The organism is Roseivirga sp. YIW32, assembly GCF_057219245.1.
The window spans coordinates 551,436-575,897 of sequence record NZ_JBXVVG010000002.1; the positions used below are offsets into that span (position 1 = coordinate 551,436).

The window sequence follows — 24,462 nt, forward strand, 5'->3', positions numbered from 1 at the left end:
TTAAAAGATGGATTTTGAGTCTATAATTTGATTTATCTTACTAATCACTTCGAAAAACGCATCTAGCTTTTCTTCCGCAATCGATTGCTGAACAGCCTCATTAAATTTGATCACTGTTTCTCTTGAAATGCGTCTCTTTTCTTGACCAAGGGCTGTTAAAAAAACCCTAACCGAACGTCCATCGTTCGGGTCTTGTTCTTTGTAAATAACACCCATCTCTTCCATGCTCTTCAACATGCGCGTCAGACTACGAGATTCCAATCCCATCATGGGAGCGATCTTGGTCGCAGGTGTTCCTTCCTTAGGATCAATGTTCAGTACCACATAAGCCTGAGAAGTTGTGCTGTTGTGTCTCGCCGCCTCTTGGTTGTACATTCTGTGAATTGCGTGCCAACAGCTTTTTATTTGGTGATCTATGGTCTCTTCTCTCTTCATACGCTACTTAAGGGTTACGAATGTAAATAATATTTGTTATGCATGCATACTATTTTTTAAATTTATTATGCATGCCGAGTATATTTTACTCCTAGCGTCGATGAAAAATGACTGGGTTAAAGTTCAGAGACATCAAAATCCTCTCCCATTCCATAGCGGACGAGGTCATGAAGTTCATAGTTTTCCAAGGTGTGGATGTCCTTCAGTTGACAATTACCATTTGAGAAGATCTCCAAGATTTCAAATTCGGAGGTCTCACCATAATTGATCAAGCGAAAACGCTTACCGACACGAAGATTATTGAAGGATTTTGCCACTAACTAATTATTGAAATCACCTCTGAGTTCACGGAAACGTTGCCTTGATTCGGCAACATAGATACTTCCAGGAAATTTTGTGAATAACTCTTGATATCGCTCCATGGCTTCATCGGTCCGATTCAGATCGCGATCCAATACTTGTGCTGCCATGAAAAAAGCATCATCACCCAAGATATCGTAATAATAGGTTTGGTTGATCTTTTCTAAGGCCGCAAGAGATGCCTCAAAATTACCGAGTTCCCTTTCCGTTTGTGCCTTCAAAAATAAGAGCTCATCGGATAATGAATGTCCTTCAAACTCTACCAACATGCTATCAATAGCGTCAAGCGCAGTGGTTTTTTGATTCTGGAACAACATAAGTTCGATTGATGCATAGCGTTGCATCGCGATATCAGTGGAATCAAAGACGGTATTGTTTTTTATGAGAATGCTTAGATCCAAGGCATCGTTGGCTATTTCCCTGGACGTAGCTAATTTCAGAATATCCAAATGTCCTTGTGCCAATTCAAACTCTCCTTTGAAGTAAGAAAGCTTTGCACTTTTAAGCTTGGCTGTATATCCAAGGGGCTCATCTTTAAATTCCCGTTCTACCTGACCATATAAAAGGATGCTTTCCCATGGTTGTTCATCGAGCAAATAGATATCAGCCAAATCCATTTTTGCTTCTGCGATTACCCGTTGCTTGCCCGCAGGTTGGCTAATCAGCTCATTCAACACGACTATTGCCGAATCAATTTCATTGAGTTGAAAAGCATAGAGCAAGGCGACGCGACGCTGTGCCTCCATGGCGGCAAAAACATCTCGGGAATTCATGCTATATGTCTCATAATCGGCAATGAGTTCTTTTATAGCAACGGTATCTACTGGATAAGTTGCTTTCAATACTTCTTCCCTAGCAAGAAGTGCATATCTCGACGCTAAACGCACGTTGGGACTTTCAGGAAAATCATCGATGATGTAAGCAAAAGCTTTATCTGCTGTTCGATAGTCCTCATTTCGATAAGCGATCATCCCAACATTAATGATGTTCCTTCCCTCATTCTGAACCCTTCGATCCAATGCTCGAGCCTGTCTAAGCGCTGCACTAAAATTCTTTTGCTGCAAATGTGTCCAAACCAATAAGTCATTGTAAAGGGGATTCCCGGGTTCATTTTGTATGTAATCATACAAGGTTAGTTCCAGCGTGTCTAAGTCAACAGACTCGATCAACAGGCGTTGAAAACTGTTCTTGACGTAATTAAGATTACCGGGTTGTGCTTTAGCAAAGTTAAGGTACTCTTTGATCATGTTCTGTTTTTCGTTCAGCACCCGATAAACATTTGCTAACTCAAGTGCATAGAGATCTGGTTTTCCCAGACGATCCCTACCCTGAACATAAGCCTCTAACGCAAATCCTCTTAAATTCTTGGCATAGAAATGCTGCGCTAAAATTCGAATTTTGTTGGCATTACTCTCATTTGCCGCCTGCTCTGCAACCTCTTGAACTACTTCACCGAATTCCTTCTCTGCGGACTTCTTATCACCTGTTGCTAAATAGACAACGCCAAGATCTACCTGATAGGTGAAGTTTGATGGAAAGGTCTGAATAGCCTTCTTGACATGTTTTTCAGCAAGATTAAATTGCTTCTCTTTGATCAACAGGTCCAAGTAATTGTCGTGGACAAGCGGAATATTCCTTTTATTCCGTATGAGTTTTTCATACTCCTGTTGGGCTTTTTCATAATCGCCTTGATAATAATACTCATTTGCTACAGCGATTGGGTCAGCATTTTGTGCTAAACCAAGTCTAACCAATCCGAGTAACAAAGAAATGATCAAGGCACTTTTCCACATAATGCTACAAGCTATATTATATTATTTAAGATTATTAAATATTATCATTATTTACTAGTGCTGTGGATTTGTGGACAAGTGAACTGTGCACAAGTTGATTAGTTGATGTGCTCGGTTTGTACCAAAAATATTCTGCTTATCCACAGTTAATAATTTAGAAACTATTGATTTTTAATTAGTTAGTATGACCTGTGTATAACTTAGTCGATTCGTGGATAAGTATCAAGACTCTTATCCACGGTCTATAACTTAAGGACGGAATGTTTAAAAATTTGTTTGTGTTTCAACTGATTTTCACAGGAGTCAACTTGGTGTCGATGAATTGGTTTCACTCCACAACTCAATTTATTTATGCACGTGTTGTGCATGTGTTATCAACGTAAATTAATGACCAGATCGGTCACTGCCCAGTTGCGACGCACCTCAATAAGTTGTGAGGCTGTATTGGAGTCAACGTAGAATTGCGCTGGTTCGGGTGGTTCATTGAGTAGTATGTTTCCAGTGTCCCAAATGCCATTTCCATTTAAATCTTGAATAACGCGAATCATGTAGGATCCGGCATCAAGAAAGGCAAACTCGAAGTTCGATGTGTTTACTTCTTGTACGATGCCCAGGTTGCGTGTGTTAAGCAATTGTACAATAAGAGCACTTTTACTATTGGTAACGCGTCCTGAAATGAGTGCCGTTTCCTGTTCCTGTGCTGCTCGGTAGGTCTTGCGTAACAGCGCACTTGTATCTCCATCGATGGATAGAAAAGCACCTTTATTCATAGTAACTGTCAATGCCTGATCGGGACGTGGCGCGTAGTCCTTAATAGATAATGGGAAGCGAATGAGAGTATTGAAATTTTCAGAGATGATAGATTCTGTTGGAAATGGAAACACGTTTAAGCTGTCAAGGGAAAGGCGGATACTATCGAAGTTTTGAACGATGATAGGTTTATTAAAACGAATGGTGATCTCTTCTTCGGGTCGAACGAGTTCTCGACTAGGACTTATGGATACTTTTAATGGCTCTGGTTCAACTTCAGATTGGATAAAGTAATAGGAGGCCGTATCGATCAGAACGTTTCCTACAGAGTCTTGTGCCTGAAAAATTAATTCGGTGGTGTCGTTGTATTGTTCTACAGTTCGATAAAAGCGAATGGTCTGATCGTCTTTGTTGAGATAAATATAGGAGGATGAGTTGTTGGGTTCGAAAGATGTGATGGCCTTGTTGAAGGTCAATTCATAGTACCGACCGAATTGCCTACCGGATGAAAGCCGGAGTTCTTTGGTACTTAGACGCTGAACGGTAAAATCAATTGCATTTATATTATCGTTGACGTCAAGGGTATCGGGGTAGAAGCCATACTGTTCCCCTTCTGCATCTGCTTTATTGTTGTTGTTTTTGTCTTCGAAGGCATAGACACGATATTGGCCTGGAGGTAAATTTTGGAAACGATATCGTCCAGCTGTATCTGTTCTGGCATAGTACTGTGCATTTCCTGATAAAACGTTGATGCTGTCGCTTGCGTTAAACAAAGAGACCATGGTTTTCTCCATTGGTAATTGGTCGTACAGATTCAGTATCTGCCCTTCAATGCTTAAGGAGTCCAAGTAGTCGCCTGTGGAGAAGCTGAGGCTAAGATTTTCCGCAGGATTTCTCGCGGTGATGTCTTGAATGGTATTGGCAAAACTGAAGGTGTATGTTGTGCTATCTTGAAAGGGCTCTGTAAAAAGAAGCTCTATCGTGTTACGATTTGTTCTCGTTCGATATGCGCCTTTTGGCTGTGGGGTGATGATGAGGTCAGTTTCAATTTGATTGGTTTGTATCATCTCATTGAAGACCAATAATATGCTTTGACCTTTGTAGTTGAGTTGTTCATTCGTGGGTACCGTTCGAATCAGTAAAGGCGCCTCTTCATCTGCACGCCCTCCAGTTGGAGAGCTGACGCGCGCGCAAGCACTCAATAGCACGAGCAAAACAAGTTGATATAGTCCTTTAATCTTCAAGTTTTTTCAGAACGTAAAGAAGACTGCTGTATTCGCCAGAAGTCTTCGCCAATTGATTAGAGCGATATCCATGCCATAATGCCTTGACTGGGGCAAATTTAGATTTTTTGTATTGTTCGGAAAGTAGACTGACATAATAACTATCAAGTCTCATGGGTAGAACCTTTGATACGCCAAGATTGAATTGGTAGGCGAGTGAATCAAGACTCTTTTGGTTGAAATGGTAAAGATGCCGTGGTACATCGTATCCTGCCCAGTCGGTTCCGTAGTATTGGGCATCATAGGATAGAGGGTTAGGAAGTGCCAGTACAAGAATACCGTTTGGATCTAAGCGTTGCTTTAGTGCCCCTAATGTGTGATGTAATTCATGCACATGTTCGATTACATGGAATGCGGTGATGACATCGTATTGTTGTGTTGGCAAGTCGTCAATGGATGTTGCAGTTGGTATCTGTGGATCAATAAGTCCTCTGGCACTGGCATCAGGTTCAACACCGTTGACCTTATAGTTTCGCTGGTACATGTATTCCAGGAATGAGCCTGCGCCGCAGCCATAATCAAGGAGTCGCTTTCCGCTATGCTCCTTTTTTATGAGTAGGTACTTGTTCTTCAGATTGATCTGCTGTAGGCGTTTGTATACATAGTCGAATAGAATGCCTTTCGATTGACCATGAGACACATAACTATTTGATTTATAATAAGTTACAATTTCTTTTTCATCTGGACGGGGATTGGTTACTAGTCCCTCGCAGTCATTACATAGCTCAATGTTGAATAACTCTTTAGACCCAAAATGATCAGCGACTTTGAAGAAGGGATCAAGCTGGCTTGAGCCACAGATCGGACATTTGGCTAGTTGCTCCATCATCTGCCCATATAAACCATAAGGATAGAGATATCCGCGGGTGTGATACCGCTGATCCTTGATGCTTGACCGATCGTTTTTGGCTGTTGCTTTTTTAGTTTTTCTCTACCCTCGGCAGACAAGGCTTTGATCTGATCGAAATCCATATCTGCACGAATTTGTAGGTTTTCAAGGTCAACCATTTTTTGTGCAAGCTTTTCTTCCTTGTCGATATAGTCTTCGTACTTGATGTGTATGTCAGCTTGCTCCAGTATCTCCTGGTTGTATTGGTCAAAGTAAGCGGCGGTATCAGCACTAATGTTCCGTAAGTCGCTAACACTGACCTGAGGACGTTTGACTAATTTGTTGAGTGTAGTGCGATGCTGTATTGTGGCTGTCTGCTGGTTGGTCAGAAAGGGGTTCGCCAATTGTGGGTCTACCTTCTTCTGGATAAGATCGTTTCGTAATTGCTCAATCAATCGCCTTTTCTCCTTCATTTGGTCGAGCATTTCTTGATTGGCTAAACCTATATCATAACCTCGTTGTGTGAGTCGAAGGTCTGCGTTGTCTTGTCTAAGAAGGATGCGATGCTCAGCGCGTGAAGTGAACATGCGATAGGGCTCATCTGTTCCTTTGTTGATCAAGTCATCTATGAGTACGCCGATGTAGGCTTCGGATCGTGATAGGGTAAACTCTTTTTGACCGTTGATTTTCAGGTGCGCGTTGATTCCAGCGATAAGGCCTTGAGAGGCTGCCTCTTCATAGCCTGTTGTCCCGTTAATTTGTCCCGCGAAATAGAGGTTTTCGATCAGCTTGGTTTCCAGCGTATGATGAAGTTGTGTGGGTGGAAAATAGTCGTACTCGATGGCATAGCCAGGGCGGAACATTTTGGCATTCTCAAACCCTTTGATCTTGCGCATGGCTTTGTATTGTATATCCTCGGGCAGTGATGTTGAAAATCCATTGACATAGATTTCAACAGTATGCCACCCTTCGGGTTCAATAAAGATTTGGTGACGGTTACGCTCCGCGAAACGGTTGATCTTATCCTCTATCGATGGACAGTAACGTGGGCCAATGCCTTGTATGGCACCATTGAACATCGGGCTACGATCGAATCCTGTGGCTAAGATGTCATGTACTTCCTCATTTGTATAGGTGATGTAACAACTCCTCTGCTCTGTTAGCGCTGAAGTGCTGGCTCTGTAGGAAAACTTGCCTGGAAGTTCATCGCCGGTTTGTTCTTCCATTTTGCTGTAATCTAGACTTCGGCCGTCCACTCGTGGAGGGGTACCGGTTTTCATCCGTCCGGCTTCAAAGCCGAAGGTTTGAAGTTGCTCAGTGATGCCTGTTGATGCCCGCTCGCCTGTTCGTCCTCCTCCGAACTGTTTTTCTCCAATGTGAATGATGCCGTTGAGAAAGGTTCCCGAAGTTACCACCACTGATTTGGCTTGGAACTCGAGGCCCATACCTGTTGTCACTCCAACGACTTTATCCTCCTTGATAAGAAAGCCTGTAACCATCTCTTGCCAGAAATCGACATTAGGATTGGCTTCTAATGCCAAACGCCATTCTTCTGCAAAACGCATGCGATCATTTTGTGTGCGAGGGCTCCACATGGCAGGTCCCTTAGAACGGTTTAGCATCCTGTATTGAATCATCGATTTATCGGAAATCATACCGGACATTCCACCGAGGGCATCAATTTCTCGCACGATCTGTCCCTTGGCGACACCACCCATCGCTGGATTGCAGCTCATCTGGGCAATGGTGTTCATGTTCATGGTAACAAGTAGTACGCTTGATCCCATGCTTGCTGCTGCATGAGCTGCCTCACATCCCGCATGTCCTGCGCCGACTACTATTACATCATATGTTGGATACATGGCCTAATTGTTTCACGTGAAACATTAAAAAAGATCGAGCGGTTCACGTTCCACGTGGAACAGCACTCAATCTTGCAGCAAAGATAAGCAAGCATCTTCTGTTTTTCGCATCTCTTGTTGGAGTGCCAGGGTCTTGTCATCAAAACCTAGAAGATGTAGAAGTCCGTGAATCATGACGCGATGCATCTCTGTTTTCCAGGGCAAGTTCTGTTCTTGAGCATTTTCTTTGACGCGGTCGATGGATATGAAGATGTCTGCTTCTATCGTGTTAGATAAATCTTCTCGTTGGTCGAATGTAATGATGTCGGTATAATAGTCGTGATTGAGGTAAGTCTTGTTAATGTCAAGCAAATAGTTGTCTGAACAATAGATGTAGTTAAGTTGGTTGATCTCGTAGCCATATTCGCTGGCGATTGAGGTTAGCCATGTGCGTAACTTGCCTTTATGGGAGAGGTTTAGGCTGACATCTTCGATAAAGAACTGTATGGTCTTCATCTAATCGAGATAGAATGTAAGGGAGACCCTCCTGCCCTCTTCGGTGAATACGACCTCATCTGCTAGATGTCGCATGAGGAAGATTCCTCGACCTCCCGGGTTCTTGACGTTTTCAGGGGCTGTAGGATCTGGAAGGTGGTCTTGGTTAAAACCTTTGCCCTGGTCTTCGATAGTAAAGGTAACTTCGTCTTCTTTGAGTTCGGCGGATAAAGTGACGAGTTTGCGCTTATCCGAACCGTTTCCATGAAGGATGGCATTATTAACAGACTCCACCACCGCGATCATGATGTTTCCGTACAAGTCGTCGGTTAATTGGTATTTCTCTTTGGCATTGTCGACAAAGCTTTCCACGATGCGAATGTTTTCTGCGATGGAGGGTATTTCAATGCTAATGCTGTTCATGGAGCGGATTACTTGTTATTCTTAATTTTGTTGAAATACTTATTGGTTTCCTTCTTGTAGTAAGGATTGAGTTTTGTAGGGATCGTTTTTAGCAATTCAATTTCTTTTTCTTTCTGCTTGAGGTAGTCCAACATACTCTCAGGTACAGAAAGTTCGTATTCATAGGCGGTTTGCGCTTCACGTTTCTCATCTTCTCCACGCTGCTCGACGGCGTTTTCAGCTTCGAGCATTCGTGTTAAGATGTCTCTTTGTCGTTCGATCGTTTCTTCTGAAATGTTCTTATTCAGTAGATCCATTTCGGTGAGTTCCATTTGCTCAATAAGCTTATCGATCTTTTCACCTAATTTATTTCCGTTGAAACCGGTTTCAAAGTTTTCTAATGCATTTCTCAAGCGTTCTTGTTGTGCTGCAAGTTTGGCTAATTCTTCAGAGAGCGCACGACCTGACTTTCCACTTTGTTTGAGTTCTTTGATTTGTTCACTCAATTGTTTTTGCAGTTCTGACAAGCCACTCATGGGCATGTTTTTTTCTCCTTTCTTTTTGCTAGAGCCACCCATCTGTGATGCCATTTGCTCCTGCATATTCTGAAGAATATCGTCTAAGAGAAGGGCTAGATTGTTTACAGATGTCATCGTAAACTGCTGTCTACCAACAGCTTGACTGATATTCTTCTCCTTGAGCGCCTCTACAGTTCCTTCCATTTGGGTATTCATTTGATTCAATTCTTTCATCACGAAAGAGCTAATCTGGAATACGCGCTGACTCAATGCGACCAAGCTGTCTTGTATGATCTTTGAGTCATCTTGAATCTTAAGCTGTTCTTGGGATAAGGTGACAAATCTAGGGTCACTTTGCCGGATGTCTTTAAACTCATTCATGAGCTCCTCTTGGCTGAAGGATAACGTAACCAGATTGTCTACCAGGTCTCTGAGGTTGTCTAAGTTTTCTTGTTGTTGCTCCATTTCCATGCCGCTCTGCATGGACTCAAGGCTTTGCTTGACCTCTTTCATCTTTTGAGCAGCACGTTGTTGTGCCTTACTCGCCTTTTGACGTTTTCCCGAGTTCTTTTGCTGATTCTGTTCTTTTTCTTCTGATGCGCTTTCCTGTTCCTCCTCTTCAGATTGTTCTTCTGTTTTTTCTTCGCTCAGCGCTTCCTCAGCTTCTTGCTGCTCTTCTTTAATTTCTTCAAACGACTCGTTGAGGTCTTTAGGTAGCGCTTCTGGGTTTTTCCGATCTTGATTGAGCTCATTCAATTGATCAAGCTCTTCTTGAAGCTTCTCTAGTTCCTCCATTTCCTTCCGTTGTTCTTCGGCCAAGGCTTCATCTGACTTGTCGCCATTCTGAGTTTCTTCTTGAAGTGCCTCTTGGTCTTGGATAGCCTCGTCGAGTTTTTCGATTTTTTCTTCAAGCTTCATGTCAAACTGGAGCTTTTTGAACAATTCGAGCGTTCGTTCTAGATCTTCTTCCAGGTTCTGACTGTTGTTCTTAATTTCTTCTACTTGATCCCTAAACTCTTCGATATCAGCATTTTCTTCGAGTAATTTCCTTAATTCATCATAGAGTTTGCGTGTTTCTTCGTCAAGCACATTGTCCATGATCTCTTGAAGCTGATTCATTTTTTGCTGAATGTCTTCGCTTTTGGGTTCGAATTGATTTTGCTTTTTATTGTTTTGCTGATTCTCCTTCTTCAGTTGCTCAAGTCTTTTATTCAATTCGTCCTTTTGCTTGAGGATGTCATTCATCAACTTTTCGTCCTGCCAGTCGAGCTCTTTTTTTGTTTTTAAGCGTTCGTCCAACTCATCGATGCTGTTTTGAAGTTCTTCGGCTTCCTTGAGTGTTTTATTGATCTCTTGAGCGACTTGTTGGTTGCCTTGTTCGATCTCGTCTGCGATTTCCTCTTTGGACGGAATTTTGAAAGAATAAGTACCTGTTTTGCTTCGTTTGAACCCATTGATGCGATCGTTGTCCACTACTTCTATGAAGTATTTTAATTCACCCCCGGCTTTGATGTTCGCACTGTCAAGCCGAAAAACGTAATAATAGGTTTGGTCCTTAACCCCTCGTTCAATGGGTATATCCGTCAATTCAAATGCCTCATCACCCTCATAGGCATAACGAAGCCGTAACGCACTAAATCCGTAATCGTCCTCGATCTGACCAGCAAATACAATGTCACGATAAAGTAACGTGTCTTGATATTGCTCCAGTCGAATTTTTGGGTATTGATCTTTGATGACCTCTATGGAAAAGCTTAAGGAGTCTTTGTTCTGTGAGAACTCGTTCGATAAAACCAACTTGTAAGGTGAAGAGGCCTTGAAGGCGCTGTCAAAGCGGAAACTACCCTCTTTCTGTTCGAAAGGAAAAAGCTTCTCTGCCAGTTGAATGTTGGCATTTTCAGTGGCACGTGTTCGTAATGACCAGACCACATTGGTCCCTTCAGGTATGCGCAGGTTTCCGGAGTTTTGAACGGTCTCCTTTGCTAGTTGTGTATGTTGGGGAAAGGTCAATTCGATTTGAAAAGCCTCCAATAGCGGTCGTTCCACCACTTTCAGTTCATAAACGGAAGAAGAGATACCGGCTCCCTCTAGCTGAAAGCGAAGGTCCGAGTTTAATCGGTCAAAGACATAGCTAAAGTTGCCATTTCCTTCACTCTTGGCTTTTACCTTTCGTCCATTAAGATCGATAAAGGCTTCTGGGGGTGTTGTTTGGCCAATGGTTTGAAAACGAAGTTCAAAGGCCTCAGATCGAAAACCAATCAGCTCATTGGTCGCAAGCTGAAAAGAGAACGGTGCTTCTGGGATGTAAGCTGTATTGAAATTGATGATTCGTTCAGTGCTCTTCGTGATCAGCTGAGGAAGAAAGACCAAGGTGAGCAAAATGGCCGAAACGGGAGGAATAACATAACGCAAATAGTATGTATTGCGCTTGAGGTCAATGGCTTGCACAAAGGGCACTTGCCCAATTTCATCAGCCTTTTGCTTGATACTTGCTGAGATGAGGGCGTTTTGGGCATTCGATAGTTTTTCCAGCTGAAGTAAATTCAACAATTTATCAGACACTTCTGGAAAGAACTTTCCAACCTGTTGAGCGACCTCTTCATTTGTTATTTGGGCTTTTCTTCTACTTCTTATAATCAAGTACCTGATAATCAGTAGGTAAGCACTAATTAAAGATGAAATTACATAGGAGAAAAACAGGATAGATCGGCCTAGCTCATTGAATTGAGCACTGAACTCCAAGGTGTTGATGAGAAAGAATACCGCAGCAACACCCGCTACCCATAGCAAAGAACCTTTAAGTGCTTTGTTCAGGTAGTACTTTTTCTTGTAGGCTTGGAGCTGTTCTTTAATTCCCATAAGTGTTTCATCCACGGATGAATCGATCAGTCAATACAGAAGAAACGTATGAATGACCCTTACCGTTTTGATATAAAGAGGAATATACAAGGAATCAATCAATTTCTAATGAAATAGGACAGTGGTCTGAATGTTTTACCTCTTGCAAAATGCTTCCATGGCTTAATCTGCCCCGCATTTCCTCTGTCGCCATCAGGTAATCTATTCGCCACCCTTTGTTGTTAGCTCTGGCGTTGGCGCGGTAACTCCACCACGAATACTGATCGGCCTCCTCATGGAATGCCCTAAAGCTATCGATAAAACCAAGCGCGATGAATTTGCTGAGCCAAGCGCGTTCTTCAGGTAAAAAGCCGGAAGAATTTTTGTTGGAAACGGGGTTGTGAATGTCCTTAGCGGTGTGAGCAATATTATAGTCACCACAAATGATCAGTTGAGGTTGTGATTTCCTAACGCTTTGCGCATAATCATAAAAGAAGTCTAGCCATTCATACTTGAACTCCTGACGAACATCGCCCGAGGTGCCGCTGGGCATGTAAACGCACATGACAGAAAAGTCTTCATAATCGGCACGAATGACACGTCCTTCTTGGTCATATCGAGGGTCTCCGCAGCCATTGACAACGGCCTTAGGTTTGGTTTTACTCAGAATAGCCACCCCACTGTAACCTTTCTTCTCTGCCGTTTCCCAGTACATTTCGTACCCCAAGTCAGAATAAAAGTCTGGCACTTGTTCAGGAAGTGCTTTTAATTCTTGCAGACACAAGACATCAGGGTTTTCTTGACTAAGCCATTCTTTGAACCCCTTGTTCAGGGCTGCCCGAATGCCGTTTACGTTGTAAGAAATAATTTTCATGCCTCAAATATCAGGTTATATTCCTCTTCGAAATAGTCTAGCACACTAAGCTTTAGGAGCTTTTCTTGATCCAATAGATCAAAATGCGGCAATTTCTTCAACGGTTTCCAGTGGGGCCAACCGTCTTCGTCTTTGCCTGCCAATTCATAGTAACCGGCTAAGCTCAACACCTTGCAGATAGCAATGTGCATCAGGTCTTGTTTTTCTTCTTTGCTGAAATTCTTTCGTCCAGACCCGAGCTCTTGAACGCCAATCAAGAACAGCACGGCGTTAAGGTCTTTGGGTCTTTTACCGATTTGCTCACCTAAATGTTTGAGCAATTTGACCCACCTAATTTGTAAGGAAAGGTCTTTTTTATACATCAGCTTACTTTTTGGAGTTCATCCCAGTATTCTGCGGCCCGTCTTAAATGAGGAATCACGATGGTTCCTCCAATTAAGTTGGCGATCGCAAAAGCCTCATAGACTTGCTCCTGTGTCCACCCCACTTCTTTGCATTTTCCCAGGTGGTATTTTACACAATCATCGCATCTCAACACCATTGAGCCGACTAAGCCTAGCAGTTCCTTAGTTTTGACATCGAGTGCTCCTTCATTGAATGCGTTAGTATCGAGGTTGAATATTCGTTTGATGACAAGGTTATTCTTTTCCAAGATCTTGTCATTCATTTCTTCCCGATATTGATTAAATTCTTGAACAATACTCATTAATAGCTGAATTTAAATGACATGCATATCAAAGAGGTCTTCTCAGATTTTGTCTCTTTATTCTACCCGGCGCTCTGTGTAGGTTGTTCCTCACCATTACCAAGAGGTGTTGCGCATATCTGCGTCAAATGTCGTTATGATTTACCAAAAACTAGCAATCACAAGCTGCAAATTGAATCGTTGAATGAAAAGTTTAATAATATAGTCGACCTGAAGAATTTGTTCGTCTATTGTTATTATCAGAAAGGGAGCGTTTTTCAAAAGATCATCCATCACATGAAGTATGAGCATGAACCGGAGCTGGCCGAGATGTTGGCCTGTTGGTATGCAGAAGAGCTAAAGAGTGATGGACAAGCAATGGCATTTGATTGTGCTGTTCCGGTTCCTCTATACAAAAGTAAGGAGCAGCAAAGAGGCTATAATCAAGCAGAACGCATTTGTCGAGGGCTTTCAGCTTCACTAAGTACACCGATACTGACAGATGCCTTGCTCAGGGTAAAGCACAATGAATCCTTGACCGGGCTCAGTAAAATCGAACGAATGACAGCGCTCAAGGAAACCTATGTATTGAATGCACGGCATCGCGATCGGCTAAAGAACAAAGCGGTGCTGCTGGTTGACGACGTGCTGACCACGGGATCAACGATTATTGCTTGTGTTGAGGCATTAAGGGTTGCGCAGCCGGCAAGCATCAGTGTTTTGGTGCTAGGAGCTGCGAAATAAAAAAGGGAGCAATTGCTCCCTCTTTCTTGAAAACTCTTTGAGACTTATCTTCCGCCAAATAACCCGTTCGATTGATCCAGTTGACTGGTTCCGATCGAGATCATGGCACATCTGAAACCAATGGTATTGGTACTCTTGTCCATGTCGAGGAATCGTCTGGTTCCTGGCGCCATCCAGTATGCAACGTCTTTCCATGAACCTCCTTTATAGACCTTCGCTCGATCATTGATCAACGAGCGATACCCTGTTGTTTGAGGCTGGCCATTGGCATCGGTAGGACGTATTTGATCCTTCGTATTCGGATTGCTGGAGTTAGAATCCCAACCATAATTGGATTGTGGGTCACTGGTATCTTCATCCCCAAGGCTTCTTCTTTGAGGGTTCATGTCATCAAATTCAGAAAATGCCAGCGGACGATAGGTATCGTAGACCCATTCACTCACATTACCCGCCATGTTGAATAAATTGAAGTCATTGGCTTCGTGTTGACCGACCTCTTCCGGAAGAACTGCCCCGTCGTTATTCACGCCGCCGGCAATACCACCATAATCTCCTCTGCCTCTTTTGAAGTTGGCCAAGAACTGTCCTCTTTCTTTTCCATATGGGTTTCGGGTGCTTCTGCCGTCCCAAGGGTAAATCCTCCCGTATTCTTCGTTCTCATCCAAGTAAACGGTTCCGATCGTGGCTTTGGCCGCGTATTCCCATTCTGCCTCGTTGGGAAGCCTAAAATCAGGGAGATAGATGCCTTGTTCAATGAATTTAGTTTCGTTAGCATCTTGATTGATGTACTCAACCACTTGCTTTTGCCAGTCGAAAAAGGTTTGCATAGAGATGAATTGCTCATCCGCAACACCTCCCTGTGCATTTTGATTTGCGCCACCGGCTACGTTATTCGGTTTTTCACTAGGGAAAGGGCTCCCGTTTCCATCGGCTAATACATAATCTCCTCCATTCGTTACAGCGAAGAAATTATCTCTGAAGTCTTGTGGAAGCTCTTCAATGTCCAATTCCATGATCAAGCCAAGGTTAACGTAGTCCGTTCTCCATTTACAATAATCCTCTACCTGTCTCCAGGTGACACCAACAACGGGGTAGTTATTGAAACCCGGATTACTGTAGTAGTTTTTCGCATAGACCGAGTTGAAAGCAAACTGAGATTCCCATACCTCATCATCAGGTTCAATAGCTCCTTTTTCTTGTCCATTGATGCTCAGGTTAGCCGGAACGAATATCAGGTTTTGATTTGGTCCTGGCGGTAAATTCTGGTTTCCTCCTTGTCCTTGTTCTTTGTTTTCATCGTCTTCCGGGTCGAGCACTTCGATATTGGATGGAAGGGTAAGATCCATCGGGTGAAACTGATGGTGGACATAAGACTTCCAGTTGGAGTTGGTCACTTCTGTTTCGTCCATGAAGAAGGAATTCACCGTAACCGTGCGTTCAATGTTGTCTCGTGAACCATAGAGGTCTTGCTCATAGGAGCCTAAAACGGTACGACCGCCTTGTACAAAGACCATTCCAGGAGGAGAGGGAAGTTCTTGTTCGCTGTACGGACGGTAACCCAATAGGTCACTGTCGGTTGCATATTCTGCACCCGTCTTGGAATCGACATTGCTGCCTCCTCCAATCCCTAATAATTTGCAAGAGCTCATGGTGAAAACCACTAGGCTACCTGCCAATAACGTTTTTATAGGTAAGTTGAGGAATTTCATGTTCAACGTTTATGTCTTGTTGAGGTGTAATAACCCGCTAATATACATTTTACGCAGTGTTTCACAAAGCATCTGTGTTTTTGTCAAACGCAGTATCAGCAGCGATATTTCATCGATTTAAGTAATTTTCATCACTCGAGTGAACTTTCTGATGCACTAGCCGCCAAAATGAACGGCTAATCCCGTTAATTGACCACTTACTTTTCTTTATTATGTCCTTAATACGAATTTCAATTCTTTTGGAAGATGAATAAGAATAAGCTGTATTGGTTGCTGCAGTTTGGTGGCTGGGGAGGTTTGATGGTCACCTCTTTCATGGCCATGCTCCTATTTGTGCCTAGTCCTTTGGCTTTGATCGCAAATATCGTCTTCATTCTTATCGGAGTTTTGATCAGTCATGTGTATCGACTCTACGTGAAAAAAAGGAATTGGAAGCAGCTATCGGTTCCGAAACTTGTTCCGCGCGTCTTATTGGCCTCTATTATTCAAGGCACCATCTTGGGGTTGCTGAGTTTGGGGGTGATTATTGCCGTTTTTGTGGTGGTAGCAAAAGCAAACCCTGAAGTGCTACAAGAGGTAATGGGCACACCGCAAGTGGAAGGCCTAGACCCTGAATTACAACAAAAAATCAATGAAGCTACGCTCGCCCAGTTTACACCGGGCAAGATCATTATCTCCATTTTGAGCTTCGTGATCAGCTTTGGCGTTTACTTTATTTCTTGGTCAGCACTCTATTTTGCTTATCAATATTTACAGCGAACAAGGGAAGTGGAAATTGAAAAATGGAAGTTATCGGCCTCTGTAAAAGATGCGGAATTAAGTGCCTTAAAAGCACAAATCAATCCGCATTTCATCTTTAATAGCCTCAATAACATCAGGTCCTTGGTTGTGGAAGATTCCAATCGGGCACGGGATTCAATTACACATTTATCCGACTTGTTACGATTTTCCATTCAATTTGACCAATTTGAAAAGGTAAGTTTAGACAAGGAATTGGCGGTTGTAAAAGACTACCTTAACCTGGAGGCCATTCAATTGGAAGAACGGTTAAGGTACCAATTCAACATTGAGCCTGCGGTTAATGAAATTGAGGTTCCGCCGATGATCATTCAAACCTTAGTGGAAAACGCCATTAAGCATAGTATTAATGAACTTCCTGAGGGAGGAGAGATCATTGTTGAGTCAAAACTTACGCATGAGTGCCTAACGATTTATGTGAAAAATACAGGGCAATTGAAGATCAAGCCGTCAAGCAGTAACCGCAGAGGCATTGGAATCAACAATTCTCGCGAACGTTTGAGGTTGCTTTACGGAGAAAAGGCCAATCTCAGCGTGGAAAACATGAATGAGCAGATGGTGTGTGCCACTATTAAAATACCTTTAGAAGACAACACAGTATGAAAACATTAGTCGTTGACGATTCACGTTTGGCCAGAAATGAGCTCAAGCGCTTGTTAAAAGAATTTGATAAAGTTCAGGTTATAGGCGAGGCGGCCAGTGTCGATGAAGCCAAAGAGAAAATAGGAGAATTAAAGCCTGATTTGATCTTCTTGGACATTCAAATGCCAGGCAAGAACGGATTTAAGCTCTTAGAAGAACTAGAATCTGTGCCTGAGGTGATCTTTTCTACGGCTTATGATGAATATGCCCTCAAGGCATTTGAATACAATGCCCTAGATTATTTGGTCAAGCCTGTTCAAAAAGAACGATTGGCAGGAGCCGTCGCCAAAGTCTTTGATAAAATTCAAAAGAAGAAAGAGCAAGCGGAAGAGCAAGACGACCGATTGACCATCAATGACCAAGTCTTTGTTAAAGACGGTGAGAGGTGTTGGTTTGTGCAGTTGGCGGATATTCGATTGTTTGAGGTAAGCGGAAACTATACCACCGTTTATTTCGAGGAATCAAAGCCCATGATCACCAGAACCTTGAACTATTTGGAGTCTCGCCTCGATGATAAAACCTTTTTTAGAGCGAATCGCCAGCAGATCATCAACCTGAAATGGATCGAACGTATTGAGCCCTGGTTTAGCGGTAGTTTACGTATCTATTTAAAAGGAGGTGAAGAAATTGACGTGTCGCGCAGACAAACATTGAAATTTAAAGACATCATGAGCTTTTGATCCCAGTCAAGAGCTCAATTCCCTCTTTTACGGTAGTTACTTCTTGAATGGTGAGGATCAAACGGGTCTTGTATTCCTTCATTTTACACCGCTTGGAGTTTCCTTGAATGAAGGCCAAAACGCTTCCAAATATGGGTGACTGAAAGTAGGCTTCGCTATCAGAGGAAACGAAGTAACATTTCATGTTTCCATTCTTTAAGACCACTTTTTCAAAGCCGAGTTGTTCACCCAACCAACGTAGTCTAACTGTTCTGATCAGTTGATCGACGGACTCAGGAATAGGACCAAATCGGTCGATAAGTTCTTGTGTAAACTTCTCAAGTTTTTCCTCATTCTTGATGTTATCGAGTTTCGCGTACAGATTCAGTCGTTCAGAGATATTGGAAACGTAATGATCCGGAATCAAGATCTCAAGGTCAGTTTCAATGGTGGTGTCCTGAGCGATGGCTTTTGCAGCTTCTTTGACCAAATCGGTTTTAAACAGGTCTTTGAAATCCGTTTCTTTAAGCTCCTGCACCGCATCATCCAGAATCTGGTGATAGACGTCGAAACCAAGGTCTGAGATAAAACCGCTTTGCTCGGCTCCCAATAAGTTTCCAGCTCCACGAATGTCCAAATCGCGCATGGCTACTTTGAACCCGTCGCCGAGATCAGAGAATTCTTCTAATGCGCTAAGTCTTTTGCGAGAATCAGAGGTCAAGCCAATGGTCGGTGGGGTAAGTAAATAACAGAATGCTTTACGATTGGAACGGCCTACTCGTCCGCGCATTTGGTGCAGATCAGATAAGCCGAACATGTGGGCATGGTTGATGATGATGGTGTTGGCATTTGGAATATCCAGCCCGGATTCGATGATGTTGGTAGAAACCAGCACATCAAACTCCCCTTCGATGAATTTGACCATTCGTTTTTCCAAGGTCGCACCGTCCATTTGACCATGCGCGATGCCAACCCGGGCATCAGGTACCAAGCGTAAAATGATATTTCCCACCTGCTCAATGTCGCTGATGCGATTGTGGACGAAGAAAACTTGTCCTCCTCTTCGTAGTTCAAAGCTAACGGCATCTCGAATGAGGGTCTCATTCATGGTATGCAACTCGGTGGTCACGGGCTGCCGGTTGGGAGGAGGAGTTGCAATGACACTCAAGTCGCGAGCACCCATTAAAGAAAAATGCAAGGTTCTAGGTATTGGAGTGGCTGTGAGGGTCAGGACGTCAACGTTTACCTTGAATTCTTTCAGCTTGTCTTTGACGCGTACACCAAATTTTTGTTCTTCATCGATGACCAGTAAGCCTAAGTCTTTGAATATCACGTCCTTGTTCACGATGCGATGCGTCCCTACCAAGATCTCTGTTTCGCCCGATTTCACTCTTGCCAAGGTTTCTTTGATCTGTTTGGTCGTTTTGAATCGATTGATGTATTCCACCTTAACAGGCAGGTTCGCTAGCCTTTCTGAGAAGGTCCGATAGTGCTGCATGGCCAAGATAGTTGTTGGCACAAGTACTGCTACTTGCTTTCCATTGGCAGCGGCTTTGAACGCCGCCCTGATGGCCACTTCTGTTTTGCCAAAGCCCACATCACCGCAGACCAGACGGTCCATCGGGTGTGGTTGCTCCATGTCTGCTTTGACATCTTCAGTGGCTTTCGCTTGATCGAGGGTGTCTTCGTAAATAAAAGAAGATTCAAGCTCTGCTTGCATAAAGCCGTCTTCTGCAAAGGCATAACCATTGGCTTTTTTTCGTTTGGCGTAGAGATTGATCAGGTCCTTGGCGATGTCTTTGACCTTTCCACGTACTTTTTTCTTTTTGTTCTCCCATTCCTGTGAGCCGAGCTTACTCATGGAAGGAGGCACCCCTTCTTTGCCGGTATATTTTGATATTTTATGAAGCGAGTGGATGCTTACATACAGCAAGTCATCATCGCGATAAACCAAGCGAATAGACTCCTGGGTTCTTCCGTTTACGTCCACCTTTTCCAGACCCGCAAAGCGCCCGATGCCATGGTCAATGTGGGTCACATAGTCTCCAGTTTGTAGTGAGCGGAGCTCTTTAAGCGTAAGTGCTTTTGACTTGGAGTGCTTGGTCTTTGTTTTGTACTTGTGGAAACGATCGAATAGTTGATGGTCGGTGTAGACCAGTAGCTCTCGTCCTTTATCGATAAAGCCTTTTCTCAGTCCGATGTGTAAGGGATGGAACTTAATGCTGGGGTCCAGTTCGGTGAATATGGTCTCCAGGCGATCGGTTTGGCTTGGTGACTCTGCAGCCACTACCAAGCTCATGTTCTGCATTTGCCAGCTACTCAAGTTTTCAACGATCAGGTCGAAATTCTTATTGAATGATGCTTGTGCCTCTGCATGGAAAACGTGCTCATGTGTCGCGTTAATGTAGAAACGGTTTCCAAACTCAACCTGCCCATAATCGTGGAGCTTTTCTACAAAGGTTTCAGAGGTTTCGAACAGCTCCCTTGGGCTGAGCACCACCTGAACATCTGTTGCTGAAAGTACATCGTCAAAGTTATCGCTTGCTTTGGCATAATATTTATCAATGACATCAAGGGTTTGCTGATAGTCTTTGAACCAGATCTTGGAATTGTTGGGTACAAACTCTAAAAAGCTTTGTCGAGACTCTTCCAGTAATTTGGTTTGCACATTTGGTATGATGTTGATCTGCTTTACCGTTTCTTGACTCAATTGGGTAGCAGGATCAAAGGTTCTGATGCTGTCTACCTCATTACCAAAGAGTTCGATTCGATAGGGCAAATCATGTGCATAGGAGTACACATCTATGATACCTCCCCTTACGGAATACTGTCCTGCCTCGTAAACAAAGTCGGTAGGTTCAAAACCAAAGGTTTGCAAGAGCTCAGTTAAGAACTGAACATCTATCTTTTCCCCAACTTTGGTGCTGAAGGTATTGGTTGATAATGCTTTTTTATTGATCACCTTCTCCGTGAGTGCCTCTGGATAGGTAACGATCAATTCCCCAGACGAGGACTTGTGATTGATCCGGTTGAGGATCTCTGCCCGCATGAGAATATTGGCATTTTCTGTCTCGTCGAATTGATAAGGTCGTTTATAAGAGGTAGGAAAAAGCAGCACCTCCTTTTCTCCTAAGAGGTTTTGAAGGTCATTTTGGAAATAGGCGGCCTCTTCTTTGTCGTGCATGACCATGATCATGGTTTGCTTATTCAACTGATAGACCGAAGCGGCGATAATGGCATCCAAGGAGCCGATAAGTCCTTTCAACCGCAAATGATTTTCTTCATTGGGCTTGAGCTGTTCAGCGATGGTCTGAACGACAGGGTCTTCTCGGTAGATCTTTAAGAACTCTTTTACTCTCAAAACGCGCGGATTGGGCTGCAAATGTAGTGAATAAATGAGCTTCTAAAAGTAGATGGAAAGAAACCCAAATTAATTGTTCCTTTGCATAACTCTTTTCCTAGTTGAATGGTTAATGTCTTCTAATGGCAACTCAAAAAGAGAAGTTGGACCTCAGAAAAGAAGCGTTCAAGCGCATGGAGGAGATGCATCCCCACCAGGTCTTGCTTTATGTCAGCATGATCGGAAGCGGGGTCATTTTTCTTTTTATGATCGTTGCCTTTACCGTATCAAGGCCTGAACAGCTGGACTTCTTCAAGATCGAGTTTCCTAAGTCCTTCATTATTTCCACCCTCATCATATTAAGCTCCAGCTTTACCGTTGCTAAAGTGTATCCGGCTTATTTGGCAGATGACCTAGAGGAGGTCAAAAAGTGGTTGGGGATAACTTTCCTTCTAGGGGTACTTTTTGCGGTACTTCAGTTCACCGGATGGCAAGAATTACAAGCAAAGAATATCCTGTTCAACGGAGAGAGGAGTGGTGCTTACCTGTATGTCGTTTCTGGAATGCATGTTTTGCACATGGTTGGCGTGATTGCGTTTGCCTTGTATTTGTTATTAGAGGCCCACAAGGTGTCAAAAGATGCTGTACAACACTTGATCTATGCCACCAATCCCTATCAAAAGATCAAATTCAAAATGCTTAATGATTTTTGGCATTTTGTTGATGTCTTGTGGATCGTGCTGTCTATCTATTTTCTATTCTCTTTTTGATAAAAAAACAGCCGAATGAGCGTCTTCGGCTGTTAGTCTATTTCGCACGTTGCGTTCTAATCAAATTTGATGATCTCAATGTCTTCCCAGATGACAAAAGTGGGGTCTCCACTCCCTGTAAAGATGAGCACTCCGTCGTTGTCCTCGCTTACATCACGAGCATCTCCAATAACGAGCTTGGTTCCGTTTTTAAGCATCACCTCTGAATAGTCATAGTTTTTCGGTGCTACACTGGCCACATGTTCCATGGGAATGATGTACTCCACGTCATCGTCATTTCCTTGTAACATTTCGAAGTTGTAGGCTTCGTCGAGGTCGTAGATAATCCTTCCACTAAAGGATTGTCCGTTGACAGTGGTCACGGTACCGCTTAGTTCTTTAACCCTGGCATACGCTTCATAGCCTGGCGCCGAAGCGGGTGCTTCTGAAAAGCGAACACTTTCAAAGTCCCTCCACGTAATGTCAACTCTGCCAAAGTCAGTGGTCACAATGATGCCACGATTTCCGCTATTTACGTCATTAGAACCGCGGAGGTATAATTCACGACCAGAACTGAGCGTGACGTTGCTTCCTCCTCTATCCTTTTCGATAGAAGCGATCTTTCCAAATTCGATCTTTACATCACCATCCTCTGTATCTCCATCCAAGATGTCTGTTGATAAACGTTCGTCGTGGTCCCATTGGATGAAGCCGGTATATGACCCGCCATAGAATTCCACGGTACCATAGAGCGGCTCTCCAAGTTTGGGGCTGAAGTTTTTTGGTGCGGCGTTGAATTCGATCTGTTCAATTCTACTCCATCGAAGAGTGGTTTTGCCCAGCTCAGCATCCATCACCTCAATGTCAGCGTTAAAATCGTTCGATCCATCTTTGACGTAAAGCGTTTCACCATTGCGCAAGGTTAGTTTAACTTCTGATCTTCGGTTGATCTCTAATCGCGAAATGTCACCAAATCGTGCTTGGAATTCATGGGTGGTTTCGTAGTCACTAGATCCCCAGCTGACCCAGCTGCCGCCCCAGCTGCGACGTCCTTGTCTTTTCTTATCACGCAAGGCTTCACGATCTTCACGAGAAAGGTACCGGTAGTTGTCATTGTCTTCTTTGGTGCCGTTGAAAATATCCGTCCAAAGGGCTTCTTCTTTTCCCCACCGTAATTGTCCGGTATAGGAATCACCATCAATGGTGGTGATGGTTCCATAGATCAAGGCTTGCTCCTGTCCTTGAAGGAGCAAGCTGGAGAGAATAAAAAATGTGCTAATTACTAATGTTGTGTATTTTGAGTTCATGACCTTAAGTTTTTTGTTGTTTGATGTGTCAAAAATCGAAAGAGAATGGTTCTATAAAAACCCATGAAGGTTCTACCGGGGAATTAAAGAACTGAATCGGGCAGGTTATTGACTGAACAGGGATGAGCGGCATTTTGTATACTGTAAACAAAGCAATGCATGGGCCCAACAGCGAACGGTGATTTTTGAAATAAGCAGACAGTTTGGTCAATAGCCCTTCATGGGAATGATGAATTCGGGGCTTTCCGAAATCTTTTTCTATTACATGCAATGAAACCTTTGGAGGATTCGTTGATGTGTTTTTGATGTAGTCTCAAAAGCATAAATGACGTAGTGAAAAAGGTCGTCAAGTTTGTATCAATCAATCTTTGTCTTTACTATTGCGCTGATTCTGACGAGATCGCAGAAAACATACTTAATTATTACGAATAGAATTATGAAAAATTTTGGAAACAAATTATTAGGAAGACTAGGCATGTTCTTTGCCCTAGCTTCTGTGATGGTTCTTGTCTCTTGTGGAGACGATGACCCAACTCCGGTTGTAGCAGGTTTTACTGCTGAGGTAGACGGAGTAACAGTAACAGTAACGAACACTTCTACTGGAGCAAGTTCTTACTCTTGGGATTTTGGTGACGGTAGTGATGCCCTAACCATTACAGAAGGTGCTTATACCTACGCTGCAGGTGGTACTTACACGATTACGTTGACGGCTACTGGTGACGGTGGTACAGATACAGCAACTGAAGAAGTAACTGTTTCACTTCCTTGTACTGAAGATGCTGCGGATGACGTAGCTGCAGGTTCTCTAAACCTTAAGTTCGGTGGAGATGTGAAGTTCTTCGACAACTTTGGTGGAAGACAAGTTACACTAGCTTCTAACCCTGATCTTAGCGGTAACCCTAGTTGTAGCGTGCTACAGTGGGTAGCTACATCTGCAGGTTGTGAAACTTGGGGTGGTGCCGGTTGGAGAATCGGACAAGAGCCAGGTGCTGGTGCTAACGATGCTTGGGGTACAGGTGGACCATTGAACTTCGACAACATGGGTTCAACCTTTACTTTAGACGTATGGGGTCCTACAGGTACAACTGTAAACCTTAGATTGGAAAGATTAGGCTTCCCAAATGTTGAGCCAGTTCAAGAGATTCCAGCAACCAAAGCAGCCGATGGCTGGGAAACCTTGACTTTTGCGTTTGTTGCTCAAGATTTAGGAGACAACGCCTCTGGAGCCTTAACTCCTGACGGAATCACTGATACTTACGAGTCTATCATTATGTACATCAACAAGGACGCTTGTCCTACTGCTGATCAGACATTCTATGTTGATAACTTGGTACAATCAGGTAATTAATATTACATAAGTTTATTTGGAAGGGATGCTCGTTGAGTATCCCTTTTTTTATGCCTAAAAAGT

The 24,462-nt window shown here is 43.3% G+C and carries 20 protein-coding genes; 5 read left to right on the top strand and 15 right to left on the bottom strand.

The genetic code is table 11. From position 1 onward, the window contains the following. The 12 genes from AC2D6U_RS11225 to AC2D6U_RS11280 form a co-directional block, all read right to left on the bottom strand. Entirely contained in the window at positions 1 to 435 is a 435-nt protein-coding gene (locus tag AC2D6U_RS11225) for a MarR family winged helix-turn-helix transcriptional regulator (RefSeq protein WP_484721077.1), read from the bottom strand. Positions 436 to 551: 116 nt separating this feature from the next. Next, positions 552 to 752, bottom strand: a complete 201-nt coding sequence (locus tag AC2D6U_RS11230; RefSeq protein ID WP_484721078.1) for a hypothetical protein — start codon at positions 750 to 752, stop codon at positions 552 to 554. A 3-nt stretch (positions 753 to 755) separates the two neighbouring features. After that, positions 756 to 2,588 carry a tetratricopeptide repeat protein gene (locus AC2D6U_RS11235; protein ID WP_484721079.1) on the bottom strand — a complete coding sequence of 611 codons (1,833 nt, stop codon included), beginning with the start codon at positions 2,586 to 2,588 and terminating at the stop codon, positions 756 to 758. Between the two features lie 374 nt (positions 2,589 to 2,962). Beyond that, positions 2,963 to 4,582, bottom strand: a complete 1,620-nt coding sequence (locus AC2D6U_RS11240) for an Ig-like domain-containing protein (protein ID WP_484721080.1) — start codon at positions 4,580 to 4,582, stop codon at positions 2,963 to 2,965. Then, positions 4,572 to 5,450, bottom strand: a complete 879-nt coding sequence (locus tag AC2D6U_RS11245) for a class I SAM-dependent methyltransferase (RefSeq protein WP_484721081.1) — start codon at positions 5,448 to 5,450, stop codon at positions 4,572 to 4,574. Before AC2D6U_RS11245 ends, AC2D6U_RS11240 begins: the two co-directional genes overlap by 11 nt. Next, positions 5,447 to 7,312 carry a tRNA uridine-5-carboxymethylaminomethyl(34) synthesis enzyme MnmG gene (gene mnmG, locus AC2D6U_RS11250; protein WP_484721082.1) on the bottom strand — a complete coding sequence of 622 codons (1,866 nt, stop codon included), beginning with the start codon at positions 7,310 to 7,312 and terminating at the stop codon, positions 5,447 to 5,449. Before mnmG ends, AC2D6U_RS11245 begins: the two co-directional genes overlap by 4 nt. Positions 7,313 to 7,378: 66 nt before the next feature. Continuing rightward, positions 7,379 to 7,807 (bottom strand): rRNA maturation RNase YbeY, encoded by a 429-nt coding sequence (gene ybeY, locus AC2D6U_RS11255; protein WP_484721083.1) that lies wholly within the window; start codon positions 7,805 to 7,807, stop codon positions 7,379 to 7,381. Continuing rightward, positions 7,808 to 8,209 carry an ATP-binding protein gene (locus tag AC2D6U_RS11260; protein WP_484721084.1) on the bottom strand — a complete coding sequence of 134 codons (402 nt, stop codon included), beginning with the start codon at positions 8,207 to 8,209 and terminating at the stop codon, positions 7,808 to 7,810. It abuts the gene before it with no gap. A gap of 8 nt (positions 8,210 to 8,217) precedes the next feature. Continuing rightward, on the bottom strand, positions 8,218 to 11,565 hold the full coding sequence (locus AC2D6U_RS11265; RefSeq protein WP_484721085.1) for a DUF4175 family protein: 3,348 nt from the start codon (positions 11,563 to 11,565) through the stop codon (positions 8,218 to 8,220). A gap of 94 nt (positions 11,566 to 11,659) precedes the next feature. Next, positions 11,660 to 12,418 (bottom strand): exodeoxyribonuclease III, encoded by a 759-nt coding sequence (locus AC2D6U_RS11270; RefSeq protein WP_484721086.1) that lies wholly within the window; start codon positions 12,416 to 12,418, stop codon positions 11,660 to 11,662. Further along, positions 12,415 to 12,780: a hypothetical protein gene (locus tag AC2D6U_RS11275; RefSeq protein WP_484721087.1), complete on the bottom strand. Its 366-nt coding sequence runs from the start codon at positions 12,778 to 12,780 to the stop codon at positions 12,415 to 12,417. The genes AC2D6U_RS11270 and AC2D6U_RS11275 overlap by 4 nt, the downstream gene beginning before the upstream one ends. Continuing rightward, entirely contained in the window at positions 12,780 to 13,124 is a 345-nt protein-coding gene (locus AC2D6U_RS11280) for a carboxymuconolactone decarboxylase family protein (RefSeq protein ID WP_484721088.1), read from the bottom strand. Before AC2D6U_RS11280 ends, AC2D6U_RS11275 begins: the two co-directional genes overlap by 1 nt. Before the next feature lie 21 nt (positions 13,125 to 13,145). Between AC2D6U_RS11280 and AC2D6U_RS11285 the strand changes: the two genes are divergently transcribed. Continuing rightward, the gene (locus AC2D6U_RS11285) at positions 13,146 to 13,847 is read left to right on the top strand and encodes a ComF family protein (RefSeq protein WP_484721089.1); all 702 of its coding nucleotides are present in this window, start codon (positions 13,146 to 13,148) and stop codon (positions 13,845 to 13,847) included. Positions 13,848 to 13,891: 44 nt separating this feature from the next. Here AC2D6U_RS11285 and AC2D6U_RS11290 read toward each other — a convergent pair whose 3' ends face one another. Next, positions 13,892 to 15,556 (bottom strand): SUMF1/EgtB/PvdO family nonheme iron enzyme, encoded by a 1,665-nt coding sequence (locus AC2D6U_RS11290; protein WP_484721090.1) that lies wholly within the window; start codon positions 15,554 to 15,556, stop codon positions 13,892 to 13,894. 246 nt (positions 15,557 to 15,802) lie between these two features. On the opposite strand from AC2D6U_RS11290, the gene AC2D6U_RS11295 reads away from it, so the two are divergent. Both AC2D6U_RS11295 and AC2D6U_RS11300 read left to right on the top strand, forming a co-directional pair. Continuing rightward, the gene (locus tag AC2D6U_RS11295) at positions 15,803 to 16,957 is read left to right on the top strand and encodes a sensor histidine kinase (RefSeq protein ID WP_484721091.1); all 1,155 of its coding nucleotides are present in this window, start codon (positions 15,803 to 15,805) and stop codon (positions 16,955 to 16,957) included. Beyond that, complete coding sequence (locus AC2D6U_RS11300; RefSeq protein WP_484721092.1) at positions 16,954 to 17,676, top strand: LytR/AlgR family response regulator transcription factor; 723 nt, start codon at positions 16,954 to 16,956, stop codon at positions 17,674 to 17,676. The genes AC2D6U_RS11295 and AC2D6U_RS11300 overlap by 4 nt, the downstream gene beginning before the upstream one ends. On the opposite strand, the gene mfd is transcribed toward AC2D6U_RS11300, so the two are convergent. Then, a complete protein-coding gene (gene mfd / locus AC2D6U_RS11305) occupies positions 17,663 to 21,016 on the bottom strand; it encodes a transcription-repair coupling factor (protein ID WP_484721093.1) in 3,354 nt (1,117 codons plus the stop codon). The two genes, AC2D6U_RS11300 and mfd, sit on opposite strands and share 14 nt — an antisense overlap. Positions 21,017 to 21,138: 122 nt before the next feature. Here mfd and AC2D6U_RS11310 point away from each other — a divergent pair, with 122 nt between their 5' ends. Then, positions 21,139 to 21,765 (top strand): cytochrome c oxidase subunit 3, encoded by a 627-nt coding sequence (locus AC2D6U_RS11310; protein WP_484721094.1) that lies wholly within the window; start codon positions 21,139 to 21,141, stop codon positions 21,763 to 21,765. 56 nt (positions 21,766 to 21,821) lie between these two features. On the opposite strand, the gene AC2D6U_RS11315 is transcribed toward AC2D6U_RS11310, so the two are convergent. Beyond that, positions 21,822 to 23,051: a hypothetical protein gene (locus AC2D6U_RS11315; protein WP_484721095.1), complete on the bottom strand. Its 1,230-nt coding sequence runs from the start codon at positions 23,049 to 23,051 to the stop codon at positions 21,822 to 21,824. A 436-nt stretch (positions 23,052 to 23,487) separates the two neighbouring features. Between AC2D6U_RS11315 and AC2D6U_RS11320 the strand changes: the two genes are divergently transcribed. Continuing rightward, the gene (locus tag AC2D6U_RS11320) at positions 23,488 to 24,399 is read left to right on the top strand and encodes a PKD domain-containing protein (protein WP_484721096.1); all 912 of its coding nucleotides are present in this window, start codon (positions 23,488 to 23,490) and stop codon (positions 24,397 to 24,399) included. The last annotated feature ends 63 nt before the right edge of the window (positions 24,400 to 24,462 follow it).

What these genes read in the sequence shown, in the direction of transcription:
- AC2D6U_RS11300 (WP_484721092.1), top strand. Translation starts at nt 16,954, where the DNA reads ATGAAAACATTAGTCGTTGACGATTCACGTTTGGCCAGAAATGAGCTC.
- AC2D6U_RS11275 (WP_484721087.1), bottom strand. Translation starts at nt 12,780, where the DNA reads ATGTATAAAAAAGACCTTTCCTTACAAATTAGGTGGGTCAAATTGCTC.
- AC2D6U_RS11285 (WP_484721089.1), top strand. Translation starts at nt 13,146, where the DNA reads ATGCATATCAAAGAGGTCTTCTCAGATTTTGTCTCTTTATTCTACCCG.
- AC2D6U_RS11270 (WP_484721086.1), bottom strand. Translation starts at nt 12,418, where the DNA reads ATGAAAATTATTTCTTACAACGTAAACGGCATTCGGGCAGCCCTGAAC.
- AC2D6U_RS11235 (WP_484721079.1), bottom strand. Translation starts at nt 2,588, where the DNA reads ATGTGGAAAAGTGCCTTGATCATTTCTTTGTTACTCGGATTGGTTAGA.
- ybeY (WP_484721083.1), bottom strand. Translation starts at nt 7,807, where the DNA reads ATGAAGACCATACAGTTCTTTATCGAAGATGTCAGCCTAAACCTCTCC.
- AC2D6U_RS11310 (WP_484721094.1), top strand. Translation starts at nt 21,139, where the DNA reads ATGGCAACTCAAAAAGAGAAGTTGGACCTCAGAAAAGAAGCGTTCAAG.
- AC2D6U_RS11265 (WP_484721085.1), bottom strand. Translation starts at nt 11,565, where the DNA reads ATGGGAATTAAAGAACAGCTCCAAGCCTACAAGAAAAAGTACTACCTG.
- AC2D6U_RS11260 (WP_484721084.1), bottom strand. Translation starts at nt 8,209, where the DNA reads ATGAACAGCATTAGCATTGAAATACCCTCCATCGCAGAAAACATTCGC.
- AC2D6U_RS11225 (WP_484721077.1), bottom strand. Translation starts at nt 435, where the DNA reads ATGAAGAGAGAAGAGACCATAGATCACCAAATAAAAAGCTGTTGGCAC.
- AC2D6U_RS11245 (WP_484721081.1), bottom strand. Translation starts at nt 5,450, where the DNA reads ATGATGGAGCAACTAGCCAAATGTCCGATCTGTGGCTCAAGCCAGCTT.
- AC2D6U_RS11280 (WP_484721088.1), bottom strand. Translation starts at nt 13,124, where the DNA reads ATGAGTATTGTTCAAGAATTTAATCAATATCGGGAAGAAATGAATGAC.
- AC2D6U_RS11320 (WP_484721096.1), top strand. Translation starts at nt 23,488, where the DNA reads ATGAAAAATTTTGGAAACAAATTATTAGGAAGACTAGGCATGTTCTTT.
- AC2D6U_RS11315 (WP_484721095.1), bottom strand. Translation starts at nt 23,051, where the DNA reads ATGAACTCAAAATACACAACATTAGTAATTAGCACATTTTTTATTCTC.
- AC2D6U_RS11295 (WP_484721091.1), top strand. Translation starts at nt 15,803, where the DNA reads ATGAATAAGAATAAGCTGTATTGGTTGCTGCAGTTTGGTGGCTGGGGA.
- AC2D6U_RS11290 (WP_484721090.1), bottom strand. Translation starts at nt 15,556, where the DNA reads ATGAAATTCCTCAACTTACCTATAAAAACGTTATTGGCAGGTAGCCTA.
- mnmG (WP_484721082.1), bottom strand. Translation starts at nt 7,312, where the DNA reads ATGTATCCAACATATGATGTAATAGTAGTCGGCGCAGGACATGCGGGA.